Genomic DNA, 16245 nt, shown 5'->3' with positions numbered 1-16245 from the left:
GGCGGCGGCCAGCGCATCGCGCCCGTGGCGCCGGGCGCGGAGCTCCCCCGGCGCGAGTCCGAACACCTCGCGCACGGTGTCGTTGAACTGACGCACGCTGGCGAACCCCGCGGAGAACGCGACGTCGGCGATCGGCAGGTCGGTGCCGACCAGCAGCATCCGGGCGGTGTGCGCGCGGTGGGCGCGGGCGAGGGCGAGCGGCCCGGCGCCGAGCTCCCCGGCGAGCAGCCGGGTGAGGTGGCGCGAGGAGTAGCCGAGCCGTGCGGCGAGCCCGGGGACGCCCTCGCGCTCGACGATGCCGTCGGCGATGAGACGCATCGCGCGGGCCGCCACGTCGCCGCGCAGGTTCCACTCCGGCGAGCCGGGCGCCGCCTCCGGCAGGCAGCGCTTGCAGGCGCGGTAGCCGGCCTCGTGCGCGGCCGCGCTGGTCGGGAAGAACGTGACGTTCTCGGGCTTGGGCGTGCGGGCGGGGCAGCTCGGACGGCAGTAGATCCCGGTCGAGCGCACGGCCGTGACGAACTGCCCGTCGAAGCGGGTGTCGCGCGCGTCGATCGCGCGGTACCGCTCGTCGAAGGTCATCCCTGGGAAGCTCATGCCTCCACTCTGACACGTCCGAATCCCGCAGGCTCGCGGAAATCGGACACGGCAGTGGCCGACCGTTCCGGGCCGCGCTCACGCAGCGCGACCCGGGAACGGCTCAGTGGAAGAAGTGGCGCTCGCCCGTGAAGAACATCGTCACGCCGGCCTTGCGGGCGGCGTCCACGACCTCCTCGTCCCGGACGGATCCGCCCGGCTGCACGATCGCGGTGACGCCCGCGTCGATGAGCACCTGGGCGCCGTCCGCGAACGGGAAGAACGCATCGGAGGCGGCGACGGATCCGGCCGCGCGATCTCCGGCCCGCTCGACCGCGAGGCGGCACGAGTCGACGCGGTTGACCTGGCCCATGCCGACGCCGACCGTGGCGTTCCCCTTGGACAGCACGATCGCGTTCGACTTCACGGCGCGGCACGCCTTCCACGCGAAGATGAGGTTCTCCATCTCGAGGTCGTCCGGGCGCTCACCCGAGACGAGCTCCCAGTTCTTGGCGACCGAGACGATGTCGTCCGGGAACCGGTCCGCGTCCTGCAGCAGCAGGCCGCCGGAGACCAGGCGCACGTCCATCTGCTCCTGCTGCCAGTCGTCGGGCAGCTGCAGCAGGCGCAGGTTCTTCTTCGCCTTGAACACCTCGAGCGCCGCCGGCTCGAAGGCCGGGGCGACGATGACCTCGGTGAAGATGTCCTTGAGGTTCTCCGCCATCTTCAGCGTCACGGTGCCGTTCGCGGCGATCACTCCGCCGTAGGCCGAGACCGGGTCGCACTCGTGCGCGCGCAGGTGCGCGCTCGCGATCGGGTCCAGGGCGTTGGGCGCCGTCGTCGCGATGCCGCACGGGTTGGCGTGCTTGATGATCGCCACCGCGGGGTGCACCATGTCGTACGCCGCGCGCAGCGCCGCATCGGCGTCGACGTAGTTGTTGTACGACATCTCCTTGCCCTGCAGCTGCGTGGCCTGGGCGATGCCGTGTCCGCCGGCGCGCGTGTAGATCGCGGCGCGCTGGTGCGAGTTCTCGCCGTAGCGCAGCGTGGCGAGCCGCTCGGCGTTGATCGTGAGGTGCTCCGGCAGCTCGCTCTCGCTCGACAGCGTGCCGTCGGAGAACCACTGCGCCACGGCCGTGTCGTAGGCGGCGGTGTGCGCGAAGGCGCGCGCCGCGAGCTCACGACGCTGGGCGAGCGTGGTGCCGCCCTCGTCGAGCGAGCGGACGAGCGAAGGGTAGGACTCGGGCGACACCACGATCGCCACGTTGGCGTGGTTCTTCGCCGCGGCGCGCACCATGGCGGGGCCGCCGATGTCGATCTGCTCGACCACGTCGTCGCCGACCGCGCCGGAGGCGACGGTCTGCACGAACGGGTAGAGGTTCACCACGACGAGCTCGAACGGGCTGATCCCCCGCTCGGCGAGCTGACGCTCGTGGTCCTCGAGCCGCAGGTCGGCCAGCAGGCCGCCGTGGATCGCCGGGTGCAGCGTCTTCACGCGCCCGTCCAGCATCTCGGGGACGCCGGTCACGGACGCGACGTCGGTGACCGCGAGGCCCGCGTCCCGGATCGCCTGCGCCGTGGATCCGGTCGACACGATCTCGATGCCGTTGTCGGCGAGCGACTGCGCGAGCGGCACGAGTCCGGTCTTGTCGCTGACGGACACCAGTGCGCGACGGATGCGCACGGCGTCGCGGGGGCGGTAGAGGGACGGGTCGTGGGCGGGACCTGCCATCGTGTTTCCTTCCGGGTAGACGTCGGTTCTCGTCAGCGGCCTGCGGCCGAGGGGGATCCGAGATCGTGGGGGCGGGCGCCGAGGTCGAGGGAACCCTCGGCGATGCGTCGGACGACGTCGATCAGCAGACGCCGCTCGACGGGCTTGATGCGCTCGTGCAGGGAGGACTCGGTGTCCCCCGGCTGCACCGGCACGCGCTCCTGCGCGAGGATCGGTCCGCTGTCGACGCCGTCGTCGACCACGATCACGCTGGCTCCGGTCTCGCTCGCGCCGGCCGCGAGCGCATCGCGCACGCCGTGCGCTCCGGGGAACTCGGGCAGGAACGCCGGGTGCGTGTTGATGATGTTCGGGGCCCACGCCGCCACGACGTCGCGCGGCAGCAGGCGCATCAGGCCGCTCAGCACGATGAGGTCGGGTCGCCAGACCTTCAGCTGCGCGTCGAGCTCCGCGCCCCACGCCTCACGGCTGTCGAACGCCTCCCAGGGGACGACGAAGGAGGGGATCCCGAAGGCCTCGGCGTGAGCGAGCCCGTCGGCTTCCCGATCGGCTCCGATCACGATGATGCGCGCCGGGAATCCGGGGTCGGCGGCCGCGTCGAGGAGGGCACGAAGATTCGAGCCGGTGCCCGAGATGAGTACGGCGACCGTCAGCACCCAGACAGTCTAGCCGGGAGCTCCCGGCCGCCGATCACGTGAGACGGTCCACCGCCCGGTCCCGGTCGTCGTCGATCCAGGCGGCGTCGACGTCGCCGTGGCGGCGCGGGGCGAGCAGCAGGATCGCGGCCCCGACGAGCAGCTCGAGTCCGAGGGCGAGCGCGACAGGACCAGGATCGGGCCCCGCGACGGCGAGCCGTCCGGGACCGAGGGATCCGCGCGACAGCGCCGCGAGCAGCGCTCCGGATCCGCCGGCGAGCGCGGCGATCCCGACGGCGGTCACCACGCGGGGTCCGATCCCGGCCTCCGCCCCCGCCGACACCTGTCGCGAGCGGATCACCCATCCCGCGAAGGCGCCCGCGGCGATCGGCAGGAGCACGACGATGAGCGCCCACGGCGAGGAGCTGTCCGGCACGAGGCCCAGCAGCGGCACCCCCGGCACGACGCCCAGCACGGTGCCCGCGGGAGAGACGGCGGTGCCCGCGCCGATCGCGAAGCCGGGGCCCGCGATCCACGCCACCGCCCACGCCACGAGAGTCGGCAGATACGCGAGTTGCGCGAGGCCGATCACGACCACGCCGAGGCCGTCGGCGCGGAGCGATTCGAAGAGCGCCACGCTCTGCCCGCCGCGGAGGATCCCGGCGAGCGCGACCGCGAGCGCCGCGGCCCCGATGACGCCTGCCACGGCGGCCGCGGCTCCTCGCACGACCTCGCCGGGCACCTGCGCCCAGTCCGGCCGGCGGTCCAGCGCGTCCTGCACGCGGTCGACGACGCCGCCGTCGCCCTCGCTCCACGCCGTCGCGATCGCCCCGGCGAGAGCGCCGCACAGGAACACCAGCGGCGGGAACAGGATCGCGAGCCAGAGCGGCGCCTTCAGCACCCCGAGGCCGCCGGTCAGCGCCGCGAGCGCGGAGATCACGGTGAAGGTCGCCGTTCCGCTCACGACGCCCGAGATCCAGGATCCGGCGAGCGCGGCCCTGCGGCCGGAGCGCGCCGCGAAGATCGCGGTGAAGCCGAGGAAGAGCAGCGGAGGCACCGAGAGCGCGAAGGACGCCGCGGACGGATCCAGGCCGGCCGTGCGCACCAGCGCATCGGGAAGCGCGACGGAGAGCGGGACGCCGTGGCCGAACTGCCAGAGCGTCGCGGCGCTCGGCCAGAGGGCTCCCCAGTCGGCGTTCGTCCCGAACGCGACGGCCCAGATCACGGCGAGAGGCGCGAGCAGCACGGCGAGACCGATGGCCGCGGCGACGATCGCATCGACCGCCGCCAGGAGCACGATGAGGAGGCGTTGCATGACGACTTCGAGCCTACGTGCTCCGCCTCGCGCTCCCCTGCGGGCGCGCGGGGCCGCGACGCGACGGCGCGGAGGAGGCCCTCCCCGCGATACGGTTTTCCGCGGAGGTCCCCCATGACAACTGTCCCCCCGCCCGTGTCCGACCCCGTCGCCGCCGAGCCGAAGAACGCGGTCGACCGCTTCTTCGAGATCACCCGGCGCGGATCCACCCTCGGCACCGAGATCCGCGGCGGCATCGTCACGTTCGTGACGATGGCGTACATCGTGATCCTCAACCCGATCATCCTGTCCACCCCGGACGTCGCCGGCCACACGCTGCCGGGCGGCGCGGTCGCCGCGGCCACGGCGCTGACCGCCGGCGTCATGACGATCCTGTTCGGGCTGATCACGCGGCTGCCGTTCGCCTTCGCGGCCGGCCTCGGCATCAACGCCTTCCTCGCCTTCACCGTGGTCGGCTCGGTCACCTGGGCCGAGGCGATGGCGCTCGTCATGATCAACGGCGTCATCATCGTCCTGCTCGCCGCGACCGGCCTGCGCAAGCTCATCTTCGACGCGGTCCCCGTGCAGCTCAAGCTCGCCATCACCGTCGGCATCGGCCTGTTCATCGCCTTCATCGGATTCGTGAACGCCGGCTTCGTGACCTCGACGAAGCAGGCGTCCCCTCCGGTCGACCTCGGCATCGGCGGATCCGTCGCCTCCATCCCGACTCTGCTGTTCGTCCTCACCCTGCTGATCGGCGGCGTGCTCATCGCGCTCCGCGTCAAGGGCGCGATCCTCATCGCGCTCGTGGGCGGAACGGTCCTCGCCGCGATCCTCAACCTGATCTGGCCGTTCGGCCAGAACTTCGGCTTCACCGGCAGCATCGTGGGTCTCCCCGACCTGAGCCTGATCGGCCAGGTCGACTTCGGCTTCGACCTCGCGAAGGTCGGCGGCGTGACCCTGGTGATGTTCATCTTCACGCTGCTGTTCTCGAACTTCTTCGACGCGATGGGCACGATGACCGGTCTCGCGAAGGAGGCCGACCTCGCCGATGAGAAGGGCGACTTCCCGCGCATCAAGTCGGCGCTCGTCGTCGAGGGCGTCGGCGCGATCGTCGGCGGCGGCACGTCGTCCTCCTCCGCGACCGTCTTCGTCGAGTCCGGCGCCGGCATCGGCGAGGGGGCGCGCACGGGCCTCGCGACGACGATCACCGGAGCGCTCTTCCTGCTCGCGATGTTCTTCACGCCGCTCACCGCCCTCGTGCCCAGCGCCGTGGCCGCCGCGGCGCTGGTGCTCGTCGGCGCGATGATGCTCTCGCAGATCAGGAACATCGATCTCAGCGACTTCCGCGTGCTGCTTCCGGTCTTCCTCACGGTCACCGTCATGCCGATGACGTACTCGATCGCCAACGGCATCGGCGCCGGATTCGTCAGCTGGATCGTCGTGAACGCGCTCACCGGCCGGGCCAGGACGATCCACCCGCTGCTCTGGGTGGTCGGCGTCGGATTCGTGCTGTTCTTCGCCCGCGGCCCGATCGAGGCGCTGCTCGGCGCCTGATCCCGGCTGATCCCGGCTGATCCCGTCTGATCCCGGCTGATCCCGTCGAGGCCCCCTCGCAGTATCGAGGCCCCCTCCCAGTAACGCTTCTGGGAGGGGGCCTCGATGCTCAGAGGGGGCCTCGACGTGCAGAGCAGGGCGGGCCAAGGCCCGCGTCGTCGCGCGCCGCGCGGTCAGAGCGCGAGGGGAACGCCGGCCTCGGGCATGCGCAGGCGGTGCGCGAGGCCCGCGTAGCCGAACTCGCGGACGAGGCGCTCGCGGGTTTCCGTGAAGTGGTGCCAGCCTTCGGCGTGGATGGGCACGATCACGGCGTCGCCGAGCTCGCGCGCGGCCGCGACGGCGGTGCGCGCATTGAGCGTGAGGTCGGCGTCGCCGAAGCGCCCGACGTTGGCCGCTCCGGCGAACAGCACGGCGACGTCGATCCGCCCGATCCGCGCCGCGATGGCCGCGACGACCTCGACCGAGGCGTTGTCGCCCGAGACATAGAGCACGGGCTCCCCCGGGGCGCTCAGCACGAAGCCGGTCACGGTGCCGGAGAGCTCCTCCGCGCCCTCGGGCCCGTGCAGTGCGGGCACCGCGGTCACCTCCACCTCGCCGAGGCGATGCGTCTGCCACGGGGCGAGCCCGGTCACGCCGTCGACGCGTCCGGCCGCCTCCGGAGTCGACAGCACCACGCCCGCACGGGGCAGGAACGCGCGTCCCAACTCGTCGAGGTTGTCGGGGTGCTGGTCGTGCGAGAGCAGCACGGCGTCGATCGCACCCACCTCGTCCGCGCCGAACGCGGGCCCGCTCAGCTTGTGCAGCGCGATGCCGCCTTCGTACGTGCGCGGCGCGTCGAAGGTCGGATCCGTCAGCAGGCGCAGGCCCGCGTACTCGATGATCGCGGTCGGTCCGCCGATGAGGGTCAGGGTCACGGAGTTCTCGGTCATGGATCCATCGTGGCGTGATCGTTCCCTTCGCAGGAGTGGCCTCAGCGACACCTTTCGATAAGATCAGGCCATGCGCACCGCCGCCGTCCTGGCCTTCCCGGGGATCAGCCCCTTCCACCTGTCCGTGCCGCTCCTGGTCTTCGGCGGCGTCGGCGTGAGCTCGGTCGACGACGCCGCCTACCGCACCGTCACGGTCGCGGAGGAGCCGGGGCCCGTGCCCACCGCCGCGGGCCTGGATCTCATCGTGACCGAGGGTCTCGACGCCCTCGTGACGGCGGACCTCGTCGTGATCCCGAGCTGGGATCCCGAGATCGCGCCGAGCGTCGCCCTCCTCGACGCCGTGCGCGCGGCGCACGCCCGCGGCGCCCGGATCCTGGGCCTGTGCCTCGGCGCCTTCGTCGTGGCCGCGAGCGGCATCGTGGACGGCAGAGAGCTCTCCACGCACTGGTCGGCGGGGCCGCAGCTCGCCGCACGCCATCCCGAGGTCACCGTGCGCTGCGAGGCGCTGTGGACGGATCTCGGCGACGTGGTCACCTCGGCCGGGGTCGCCGCGGCGCTGGACTGCTGCCTGCACATCGTCCGCACCGAGCTCGGCAGCGCGGTCGCGGCCGACCTGGCGCGCTCGCTCGTGATGGCGCCGCACCGGGAGGGCTCGCAGGCGCAGTTCCTCTCCCGTCCGCTCGCCGCAGACCGGAACGGCGACGAGATCGACCAGGCGATCGCCTGGGCGCTGGGGAGGCTCTCCGAGTCCACGCCGATCGACGCCTGGGCCGGCGCCGTGCACCTGTCCCGCCGCACGTTCAGCCGCCGCTTCCGCGACCGCACGGGCACGAGCCCCGGGGACTGGCTGCTGCAGCGCCGTCTGGACGAGGCGCGCCGCCTGCTCGAGACCTCGGATCTACCCGTCGACGCCGTCGCCCACCGGACCGGCTTCGGCAGCCCCGTGACCCTGCGCCACCATTTCCGTGCGCGCTACGGCACCACCCCCGGCGCGCACCGCCGCGCGTTCGCGGACCCCTCATAACGGAGTCGTCCCCATCAGCGCACGCTCTGGGGTGCGCTGATGGGGACGACTCGGGGTGGTGCGGTGCCTCAGAGGGCGGCGTAGACCTCGCGCAGCAGGGCGGCGGTCTCGGACGGCGTCTTGCCGACCTTGACGCCGGCGGCCTCGAGGGCCTCCTTCTTCGCCTGCGCGGTGCCCGCGGAGCCGGAGACGATGGCGCCGGCGTGGCCCATGGTCTTGCCCTCGGGGGCCGTGAAGCCCGCGACGTAGCCGACGACCGGCTTGGTGACGTTGGCCTTGATGAACTCGGCCGCGCGCTCCTCGGCGTCGCCGCCGATCTCGCCGATCATGACGATCGCCTTGGTCTCGGGGTCCGCCTCGAACGCGGCGAGCGCGTCGATGTGCGTCGTGCCGATGACCGGGTCGCCGCCGATGCCGATGGCGGTGGAGAAGCCCAGGTCGCGCAGCTCGAACATCATCTGGTAGGTCAGGGTGCCCGACTTCGAGACGAGGCCGATCGGGCCCTTGCCGGTGATGTTCGCCGGGGTGATGCCCGCGAGCGCCTCGCCCGGGGTGATGATGCCGGGGCAGTTCGGGCCGATGATGCGGGTCTTCCCGCCCTTCTCGACCGCGTACGCCCATGCCTCGGCGGAGTCGCCGACCGGCACGCCCTCGGTGATGACGACGAGCAGCGGGATCTCGCTGTCGATGGCCTCGACCATGGCGTCCTTCGTGAACGCCGGCGGCACGAAGGCGACCGAGACGTTGGCGCCGGTCTTCTCGATGGCCTCGGCGACGGATCCGAACACCGGCAGCTCGACGGCGTTGCCGTCCTTGTCGGTGTGCGAGACCGTGGTGCCGGCCTTGCGCGCGTTCACGCCGCCGACGACGTTCGTGCCCGCCTTCAGCATGAGCGCGGTGTGCTTGGTGCCCTCGCCGCCGGTGATGCCCTGGACGATGACCTTGGAGTCCTTGTTGAGGTAGATCGACATGTTCCTTGTCCTTGTCTCGTCAGAAGGTCAGGCGTTCGCCAGCTCGGCGGCCTTGTCGGCGCCCTCGTCCATGGTGGCGGCGAGCGTGACGAGCGGATGGGCGGCGGCCTGGAGGATCGCGCGACCCTCCTCGACCTGGTTGCCGTCGAGGCGCACGACCAGCGGCTTGGTGGCCGTGTCGCCGAGGATCTCGAGGGCCTTGACGATGCCCTCCGCGACGGCCACGCAGCTGGTGATGCCGCCGAAGACGTTGACGAAGACGCTCTTGACCTGCTCGTCGCCGAGGATCACGTCGAGGCCCGAGGCCATGACCTGGGCGTTCGCGCCGCCGCCGATGTCGAGGAAGTTGGCCGGCTTCACGCCGCCGTGGTTCTCGCCCGCGTAGGCGACGACGTCGAGGGTCGACATGACCAGACCCGCGCCGTTGCCGATGATGCCGACCTGACCGTCGAGCTTGACGTAGTTCAGGCCCGACTCCTTGGCCTTGGCCTCGAGCGGGTTCTCGGTCGCCTTGTCGGCGAGCTCCTCGTGCTCGGGGTGGCGCACCTCGGAGGCGTTGTCGTCGAGCGTGACCTTGCCGTCGAGGGCGATGATGTCGCCCTCCTCGGTCTGCACGAGCGGGTTGACCTCGACCAGGGTCGCGTCCTCGCCCTTGTAGACCTCGTACAGCTTCACGAAGACGTCGGCGACCTTCTCGGCCAGACCCGGCTCGAAGTTGCCGGCCTTGGCGATCTCGAGCGCCTTCTCGGGGGTGATCCCCTCGAGCGGGTTGACCTCGACGCGGGCGAGAGCCTCGGGCTTCTCGACGGCAAGCTGCTCGATCTCCATGCCGCCCTCGACCGAGGCGAGGCTCAGGTAGGAGCGGTTGGAGCGGTCCAGCAGCACGGAGAAGTAGAACTCCCGGGCGATGCGGGCGCCGGCCGCGACCATGACGCGCTTGACGACGTGGCCCTTGATGTTGAGGCCGAGGATCGCCTTGGCCGCCTCATACGCCTCGTCGGGGTTCTTGGCGACCTTCACGCCACCGGCCTTGCCGCGGCCGCCGGTCTTGACCTGCGCCTTGACGACGACCACTCCGCCGAGCTTCTCCGCCGCTGCCTTCACCTCCTCGGGGGTGTCAGCGACGATGCCGGCGAGGACCGGCACTCCGTACTTCTCGAAAAGGTCTCGTGCCTGGTACTCGTAGAGGTCCACGTGCAGTCCTTCGCTGGTTGCGACGAATGGGACGCGACAGGAATTCTGTCGGGTGTCGATGTGAGTCGACCCGATAGGCCAGCCTACTACCGCGGAATCACGCTTCCTGACCGCGTGCGCCGCCGCCCGTCTGGCCCGCGAGACGTCGGATGAGTCGGCACCCCCGCGCAGGATCCGGACAACTAGGCTCCTCCTATGACCGAGCACGCCGACGTGTCCCCCGCTCGCACCGCCGTGGTGCGCGCTGCGCTCGAGCTGTTCTCCGCCCAGGGCTTCGACTCGACCTCGGTCGAGCAGATCGCCAAGGCCGCAGGCATCTCGCGCTCCACGTTCTTCCGCCAGTTCGGCGGCAAGGACGATGTCGTCTTCGCAGATCATGAGGAGCTCCTCGACGGGCTGCGCCGCTACCTCGAGCGCCCGCATGCGAACCCGTGGACGGCCGTGTGCGACGGGTCTCTGATGGTGTTCCGCTCCTTCGCCGCCGACCCGGAGATGGCGCGACTGCGCTACCAGGTGGTGCGCGAGGTGCCGACGCTCCGCGACCGCGAGATCGTGACGGTGTTCCGCTACGAGCGCCTGTTCGACGAGTACCTGCGCCGCTCGATGCCGGATCTGGATCCGCTCGACGCAGTGGGGTTCGCCGCGCTCGTGACGGCGGTGCACAACCACGTGCTGCGCCGCCTGCTGCGCGGATCCCGCACCTCGGCCGCGGCGCTGCGGCGCGCCCTCGACGATGTGCTCCGCCGCTACGGCGTGCACCCCGACTCCGTCGCGGATCCGGGCGAGGACGCGGTCGTCGTGGCCGTGTTCCCGCGCTCGATGCCCATGGCGGAGATCACCCGGCGCCTCCGCGACGAACTGGACTGACCCCCGCTCCGTCCGTTCGCCCGCCGCTGCGAGCCGCCATGGGGGCGCCGTCGGCGTGCGCTCCTGTCCGCGATCCGGCCGGTGCTCTGCCGTGCGCTCCGGCGTCGCGGGATCCGGGCGATTGGCGGTACGCTGTCTCATGAATCTTGAGACTGAGTCTCACTCCCTGGATGGAGACCCCATGAGCAACGACGCCCTCTTCCCCGGCGAAGCCGTCACCTCCTACGACGTGACGGGACGCTGCGGCACCGACTACTACGAGGTCTTCTCCGACATCCCCGCCGCCGACCGCGCGCACTGGGAGCGGGCGCAGGCCTACGTCGACGAGGTCGGCCCGCAGATGCGGGACGCGTGGGACCGTGCGGAGTACCCGCTCGAGGTCGCGCACCGGATGGGCGAGATGGACCTCGTCGTGGACGGCATCGTCCACCCCGCCCTCACCCGGATGAGCCCCCTCGCGGCGGGCCTCGTGAACATGGAGATCTCCCGCGGCGACGGCTCCCTCGGCACCGTCCTCGCCGTGCAGGGCGGGCTCGCCCTGCGCACGCTCGCGCTGTTCGGCAGCGCGGAGCAGCAGGAGCGCTGGCTCGTCCCGCTCGCCGACGGCTCCGCGCTAGGTTCCTTCGCGCTCACCGAGCCCGATCACGGATCCGACTCCGTCTCGCTCGAGACCGTGGCGCGACGCGACGGCGAGGAGTGGGTGCTGCGCGGGGCGAAGAAGTGGATCGGCAACGGTGCCTCGGGCGGCATCACCTTCGTCTGGGCGCGCGTCGACGACGAGGGCGCCGCAGAGCACGGCACCGTGCGCTGCTTCCTCGTCGAGCAGGACCGCCCGGGATACCAGGGTTCCGTCATCACCGGGAAGGTGTCGCTGCGAGGCATCCACCAGGCGCACATCCGCCTCGACGACGTGCGCGTGCCGCTCGACGCGGTGCTGCCGGGCACGCGCAGCTTCAAGGACGCTTCGACCGTGCTGTACGCCACGCGCTCCGGGGTCGCCTGGTCCGCACTCGGGCACGCGACCGCCTGCTACGAGGCGGCGCTCGCGTATGCGAAGACGCGCGTGCAGTTCGGCAAGCCGCTCGCGAAGTTCCAGATGGTGCAGGAGCGCCTCACGCACATGCTCGAGGAGCTCACCGCGATGCAGCTGTACTGCCGCCGCATGGCCGACATGGACGAGGCGGGAACGCTCCGCCCGACGCAGGCGTCGCTCGCGAAGTTCCACAACACCCGCGCCGCGCGGCGGGTCGCCCAGATCGCCCGCGATCTGCTCGGCGGCAACGGGATCCTGCTCGAGAACGGCGTCATGCAGCACATGGCCGACATCGAGGCGATCCACACCTACGAGGGCACGGAGAGCGTGCAGGCCCTGCTGATCGGCCGCGACATCACCGGGATGAGCGCCTTCGCCTGACAGGCGGGCCGTTCGTCCGGGACGGACAGCCCGCCCTGTGACTCAGTCGCAGCCGCAGCCTCCGGAGGGCGTCTTCACCATGAAGCACACATCGCAGATGCCGTAGTCGCGGTCCGCGACCGGCGTCGCCTTCGGCGCGCGCGGCTCGGGCTTCGGCTTCGCGGGGGCACGGGTGCCGGCGGCGCGCGCAGGACGCGAGGCTCCGGCCGGCGCCCCGAGCAGCTCGCTGGGGTGGGTGACGTAGAAGTACGGCGCCCTGCCCTCGCTCGGCGCGAGCGGCAGCGCACGCCCGGCGACGAGCACCTGCTCGTCCTCGGCGAAGCCGTTGGTGTAGGTGCGCCCGATGTGCAGGGCCGCGCCCTCACCGCGCCGGACCGCCTCGATGTAACGGCCGCGGTCGATGAAGGTGCTGATGTCGACGGCCTCGACGATCGCACGGATGAAGTCGTGGTTGACCGGATCGATGCGCTGGCCGCGCAGTGCCTCGGCGAGCGACTTGTAGGGACGGGAGCTTCCGGTGGGGGTGGGACCCTGGACTTCGTTCATATTGCTTCAAGGATCCCACGTTCTGCTCGGTGCGTCCTGCGCGCGTGAAAGACTGGCGGCATGCCCCGCGCCACCGTCATCGGAAGCGGGCCGAACGGGCTCGCCGCGGCCGTCTCGCTCGCGCGAGCCGGCTACGCCGTCGAGGTGCTCGAAGCGGGCGCCACGATCGGCGGCGGGGTGCGCAGCGCCGCGGTCACGCTCCCCGGGTTCGTGCACGACGTGTGCTCGGCCGTGCACCCCGCCGCCTACTCCTCCCCGTTCCTCCGCGCGTTCGGTCGCGACCGGATCGACTGGATCATTCCCGAAGCGGCATATGCGCATCCGCTCGACGACGGGCGCGCCGGGATCGCCTGGCACGACCTCGAGCGCACGGCCGATGCGCTCGGCCCCGATGCCCGCGCCTGGCGTGCGCTGCTGCGCCCGCTGAGCTCGCACATCGAGGGCGTCCTGGACTTCACCGGCGGATCCCTGCTGCGGATCCCCCGTGCGCCGATCACCGCGGTGCGCTACGGACTGCGCACGCTCGAACAGGGCTCGGCGATGGCCGAGCGCACCTTCCGCACGCCGGAGGCCGCCGCCCTCGTGGCGGGTGTCGTCGCGCACGCGAACACCGCCCTGCCCGCGCCGAGCGGCGCCGCTGCGGGCCTGCTCCTCATGGCCCAGGCGCACGCCGGGGGCTGGGCGTACCCCCGCGGGGGCGCCCAGCGGATCGCGGACGTGCTCGCCGAGGACCTGCGCGCGCACGGCGGCACGATCCGCACCGGCACGCGCGTGGTCGACCTCTCCGCGCTGGACTGGGGGGATCCGGCCCGCGGCGACGTGCTGCTGCTGAACTCCTCCCCGCGGCTCGCGCTCACGCTGCGCGACGTGCCCCCGCACTATGCGAGGGCGATCCGCGCGTACCGCTACGGCGCCGCGGCGGCGAAGGTGGACTTCGCGCTGGACGGACCGGTGCCGTGGACGAACCCCGATGTCGCCCTCTCCCCGACCGTGCACGTCGGCGGCACGCGCGCCGAGGTGTGGGCGAGCGAGAACGCCGTCGCCCAGGGCCGGGTGTCGGAGCGCCCGTACGCGCTCGTGGCGCAGCCTTCCGTGCTCGACGCCACAAGGGCCCCCGCGGGGAAGCAGGCGCTGTGGGCCTACATCCACGCCCCCGCGAACTCCGACGTCGACGCGACAGAGCTCGTGAGCCGGCAGATCGAGCGATTCGCTCCCGGATTCCGCGACCGCATCCTCGCGAGCCATGCCGTCACCCCGCGTCAGCGCGCGCACCTCAATCCGGCCGAGATCGGCGGCGACATCTTCGGCGGCGCGTTCACGATGCGTCAGGCCGTGGTGCGGCCGGTGCTCTCCCCCACCCCATGGCGCGCGCCGATGGCCGGCGTCTATCTCGCCTCGGCGGCGACGCCGCCCGGCCCCGGCGTGAACTTCATGGCCGGCTGGCACGCGGCGCGCACCGTGCTCGCCGACGCGGGAGCGCGCGTCGAGCTCGGAGACCTGTTCGGATCCACGCCGGCGGACTCGCCCGATAGCCATTGAGGGCCGTCGGGCGGCAGGATGGGGTCCATGCGCTACGAGATCCCCGCACCGATGCTCGCGAAGGCCGCCACGACCGTGCCGGATCCGGCGAAGTTCCCCGGTGGCCTGCTCTACGAACCGAAGTGGGACGGCTTCCGCGGACTCGTGTCCTGGGACGGTGAGACGGTCGAGATCGGCTCCCGCGGAGCGAAGCCGCTGACCCGGTACTTCCCCGAGCTCGTCGAGGCGATCCCGCGGCTGCTGCCCGGTCCGTGCCTGCTCGACGGCGAGATCGTGGTCGCCACCGGTCCCGAGGGATCGCAGCGGCTGGACTGGGAGGCGCTGAGCCAGCGGATCCATCCCGCCGCCTCGCGGGTGCTGAAGCTCTCCGCCGAGACCCCCGCGATGTTCATCGCGTTCGACCTGCTCGCGGCGGGCGACGAGGATCTGCAAGAGCTGCCCTTCGGCGAGCGCCGCACCAGGCTCGAGCGCCTGCTCGACGGGGTGCCGCATCCGCTGCACCTCACGCGCACGACCAAGGATCAGGACACCGCCCGGCGCTGGCTCGCCGAATTCGAGGGCGCGGGGCTCGACGGCATCGTCGCGAAGCCTCTGGACCAGCCGTACGCGCCCAACAAGCGCACGCTGTTCAAGGTCAAGCACGCCCGCACCGCCGATGTGGTCGCGCTCGGCTACCGCATCCACAAGAGCGGATCCGGGGTCGGATCCCTCCTCGTCGGCCTGTACGGGGAGGACGGCGTGCTGCGCCAGGTGGGCGGCGTCGCGGCATGGAGCGACGCGATGCGCCAGCAGCTCGTCGAGGACCTCGCACCGCTCGTGGAGCGCGACGAGTCCGGCGCCGCGGTCACGGGCGACGGCGAGCGCTCCCGGTTCAGCGCGTCGAAGGACACCTCGTTCGTGCGGCTGCGCCCCGAGCGCGCGCTCGAGGTGCGCTATGACCAGCTCGAGGGCTGGCGCTTCCGTCACACCGTGCAGTTCGAGCGCTGGCGCGACGACCGGGATCCGCGCTCCTGCACCTACGAGCAGCTGGAGACGGTCGACGGCTACGACCTCGCCGACGTCATCGACTGACGAGCGCCCGGCGCGCTGCCGGCGGCTCAGCGACCGGGGACGGGCTCGCCGTTCTCGTCCCAATTCGCGGCGACCTTCTTCGAGGGCTGCACGCGCGGGGGCTCGCCGGGCATCTTCGGGAACTCCGGCGGGAACGGCATCTCGCCGAGCCCGTTCTCCACGTCGCGGTCCCACCAGCTCAGCAGCGTGTCGATGCACCCAGGGGCGTCCTGCATGCGCGCCCACGGATCGCCGAGGTCGGCCAGGCGCTGCGGCACGGTGCGGACCGTGAAGCGCGTCGGATCCACGTCGTCCAGCTCGTCCCACGAGATCGGGGTCGACACGGTCGCCGCCGGCAGCGCGCGCGGGCTGTAGGCGCCCGCCATCGTGCGGTCGCGGTTGGCCTGGTTGAAGTCCACGAAGATGCGCTCGCCGCGCTCCTCCTTCCACCACGCCGTGGTCACGCGATCGGGCATCCGCCGCTCCAGCTCGCGTCCCGCCGCGATCACGGCGTGCCGCACGGTGAGGAACTCCCACTCCGGCACGATCGGGCAGAACACGTGCAGCCCGCGGTTGCCGCTGGTCTTGATGAAGGCCTCGAGCCCCGCCTCCCGCAGCACCGCCCGCAGCTCGTGCGCCGCGGGGATCGCCTCCGCGATGCCGGTACCCGGCTGCGGGTCGAGGTCGATGCGCAGCTCCACCGGGTTGTCGGTGTTCGACGCGAGCGAGGCCCAGGGGTGGAACACGACCGTGTTCATCTGCACGGCCCAGACGATCGCCGCCGTCTCCGTGAGCACGATCTGCGGATGCTTGCGGCCGCTGTTGTACGTGCACATCACGCTCTGCACGAAGTCGGGGGTGCCCTTGGGCGGGTTCTTCGAGAAGAAGCTCTCGCCGTCGATGCCATCGCGGTAGCGCTCGAG

At 71.8% G+C, this 16245-nt stretch carries 15 protein-coding genes; 6 read left to right on the top strand and 9 right to left on the bottom strand.

Features of this window, described 5'->3' with window-relative positions:
• The 4 genes from B7X32_RS09665 to B7X32_RS09650 form a co-directional block, all read right to left on the bottom strand.
• Nucleotides 1–594: Ada metal-binding domain-containing protein (locus tag B7X32_RS09665; protein ID WP_292718943.1), on the bottom strand; the 594-nt coding region annotated here is incomplete at its 3' end.
• Between the two features lie 103 nt (nt 595–697).
• On the bottom strand, nt 698–2305 hold the full coding sequence (purH, locus tag B7X32_RS09660; protein WP_292718941.1) for a bifunctional phosphoribosylaminoimidazolecarboxamide formyltransferase/IMP cyclohydrolase: 1608 nt from the start codon (nt 2303–2305) through the stop codon (nt 698–700).
• 32 nt (nt 2306–2337) lie between these two features.
• Nucleotides 2338–2958 (bottom strand): phosphoribosylglycinamide formyltransferase, encoded by a 621-nt coding sequence (gene purN, locus B7X32_RS09655; protein WP_292718939.1) that lies wholly within the window; start codon nt 2956–2958, stop codon nt 2338–2340.
• A gap of 34 nt (nt 2959–2992) precedes the next feature.
• Nucleotides 2993–4252 carry a DUF6350 family protein gene (locus B7X32_RS09650; RefSeq protein WP_292718936.1) on the bottom strand — a complete coding sequence of 420 codons (1260 nt, stop codon included), beginning with the start codon at nt 4250–4252 and terminating at the stop codon, nt 2993–2995.
• Nucleotides 4253–4366: 114 nt separating this feature from the next.
• On the opposite strand from B7X32_RS09650, the gene B7X32_RS09645 reads away from it, so the two are divergent.
• Entirely contained in the window at nt 4367–5788 is a 1422-nt protein-coding gene (locus B7X32_RS09645) for an NCS2 family permease (RefSeq protein ID WP_292718934.1), read from the top strand.
• Nucleotides 5789–5961: 173 nt separating this feature from the next.
• On the opposite strand, the gene B7X32_RS09640 is transcribed toward B7X32_RS09645, so the two are convergent.
• Nucleotides 5962–6717: an MBL fold metallo-hydrolase gene (locus B7X32_RS09640; RefSeq protein WP_292718932.1), complete on the bottom strand. Its 756-nt coding sequence runs from the start codon at nt 6715–6717 to the stop codon at nt 5962–5964.
• A 70-nt stretch (nt 6718–6787) separates the two neighbouring features.
• Between B7X32_RS09640 and B7X32_RS09635 the strand changes: the two genes are divergently transcribed.
• The gene (locus tag B7X32_RS09635) at nt 6788–7741 is read left to right on the top strand and encodes a helix-turn-helix domain-containing protein (protein ID WP_292718930.1); all 954 of its coding nucleotides are present in this window, start codon (nt 6788–6790) and stop codon (nt 7739–7741) included.
• A 68-nt stretch (nt 7742–7809) separates the two neighbouring features.
• On the opposite strand, the gene sucD is transcribed toward B7X32_RS09635, so the two are convergent.
• Together sucD and sucC are read right to left on the bottom strand one after the other, a co-directional pair.
• A complete protein-coding gene (gene sucD / locus B7X32_RS09630) occupies nt 7810–8712 on the bottom strand; it encodes a succinate--CoA ligase subunit alpha (protein ID WP_292718928.1) in 903 nt (300 codons plus the stop codon).
• A gap of 27 nt (nt 8713–8739) precedes the next feature.
• On the bottom strand, nt 8740–9906 hold the full coding sequence (gene sucC, locus B7X32_RS09625) for an ADP-forming succinate--CoA ligase subunit beta (protein ID WP_292718926.1): 1167 nt from the start codon (nt 9904–9906) through the stop codon (nt 8740–8742).
• Between the two features lie 195 nt (nt 9907–10101).
• Between sucC and B7X32_RS09620 the strand changes: the two genes are divergently transcribed.
• Nucleotides 10102–10773: a TetR family transcriptional regulator gene (locus B7X32_RS09620; RefSeq protein WP_292718924.1), complete on the top strand. Its 672-nt coding sequence runs from the start codon at nt 10102–10104 to the stop codon at nt 10771–10773.
• 181 nt (nt 10774–10954) lie between these two features.
• Entirely contained in the window at nt 10955–12187 is a 1233-nt protein-coding gene (locus B7X32_RS09615; RefSeq protein ID WP_292718922.1) for an acyl-CoA dehydrogenase family protein, read from the top strand.
• A 42-nt stretch (nt 12188–12229) separates the two neighbouring features.
• Here the strand turns inward: B7X32_RS09615 and B7X32_RS09610 are convergent, their stop codons facing one another.
• Nucleotides 12230–12733 carry a hypothetical protein gene (locus tag B7X32_RS09610; RefSeq protein WP_292718920.1) on the bottom strand — a complete coding sequence of 168 codons (504 nt, stop codon included), beginning with the start codon at nt 12731–12733 and terminating at the stop codon, nt 12230–12232.
• A 60-nt stretch (nt 12734–12793) separates the two neighbouring features.
• Between B7X32_RS09610 and B7X32_RS09605 the strand changes: the two genes are divergently transcribed.
• A complete protein-coding gene (locus B7X32_RS09605; protein WP_292718918.1) occupies nt 12794–14272 on the top strand; it encodes an NAD(P)/FAD-dependent oxidoreductase in 1479 nt (492 codons plus the stop codon).
• Between the two features lie 27 nt (nt 14273–14299).
• Nucleotides 14300–15343: an ATP-dependent DNA ligase gene (locus B7X32_RS09600; RefSeq protein WP_292718916.1), complete on the top strand. Its 1044-nt coding sequence runs from the start codon at nt 14300–14302 to the stop codon at nt 15341–15343.
• A gap of 26 nt (nt 15344–15369) precedes the next feature.
• Here the strand turns inward: B7X32_RS09600 and B7X32_RS09595 are convergent.
• The coding region (locus B7X32_RS09595; RefSeq protein ID WP_292718914.1) for an ATP-dependent DNA ligase at nt 15370–16245 on the bottom strand (876 nt) is incomplete at its 5' end.

It is taken from the genome of Microbacterium sp. 13-71-7 (assembly GCF_002257455.1).
Lineage (GTDB): Bacteria > Actinomycetota > Actinomycetes > Actinomycetales > Microbacteriaceae > Microbacterium.
The sequence above is the reverse complement of the archived record's forward strand: the minus strand, read 5'-3'. Positions and strand labels throughout refer to the sequence as shown.

Bases quoted from the DNA above. Each gene is read 5' to 3' on its own strand.
- purH (WP_292718941.1), bottom strand. From the start codon at position 2,305: ATGGCAGGTCCCGCCCACGACCCGTCCCTCTACCGCCCCCGCGACGCC.
- B7X32_RS09650 (WP_292718936.1), bottom strand. From the start codon at position 4,252: ATGCAACGCCTCCTCATCGTGCTCCTGGCGGCGGTCGATGCGATCGTC.
- B7X32_RS09645 (WP_292718934.1), top strand. From the start codon at position 4,367: ATGACAACTGTCCCCCCGCCCGTGTCCGACCCCGTCGCCGCCGAGCCG.
- B7X32_RS09640 (WP_292718932.1), bottom strand. From the start codon at position 6,717: ATGACCGAGAACTCCGTGACCCTGACCCTCATCGGCGGACCGACCGCG.
- B7X32_RS09635 (WP_292718930.1), top strand. From the start codon at position 6,788: ATGCGCACCGCCGCCGTCCTGGCCTTCCCGGGGATCAGCCCCTTCCAC.
- sucD (WP_292718928.1), bottom strand. From the start codon at position 8,712: ATGTCGATCTACCTCAACAAGGACTCCAAGGTCATCGTCCAGGGCATC.
- B7X32_RS09620 (WP_292718924.1), top strand. From the start codon at position 10,102: ATGACCGAGCACGCCGACGTGTCCCCCGCTCGCACCGCCGTGGTGCGC.
- B7X32_RS09615 (WP_292718922.1), top strand. From the start codon at position 10,955: ATGAGCAACGACGCCCTCTTCCCCGGCGAAGCCGTCACCTCCTACGAC.
- B7X32_RS09610 (WP_292718920.1), bottom strand. From the start codon at position 12,733: ATGAACGAAGTCCAGGGTCCCACCCCCACCGGAAGCTCCCGTCCCTAC.
- B7X32_RS09605 (WP_292718918.1), top strand. From the start codon at position 12,794: ATGCCCCGCGCCACCGTCATCGGAAGCGGGCCGAACGGGCTCGCCGCG.
- B7X32_RS09600 (WP_292718916.1), top strand. From the start codon at position 14,300: ATGCGCTACGAGATCCCCGCACCGATGCTCGCGAAGGCCGCCACGACC.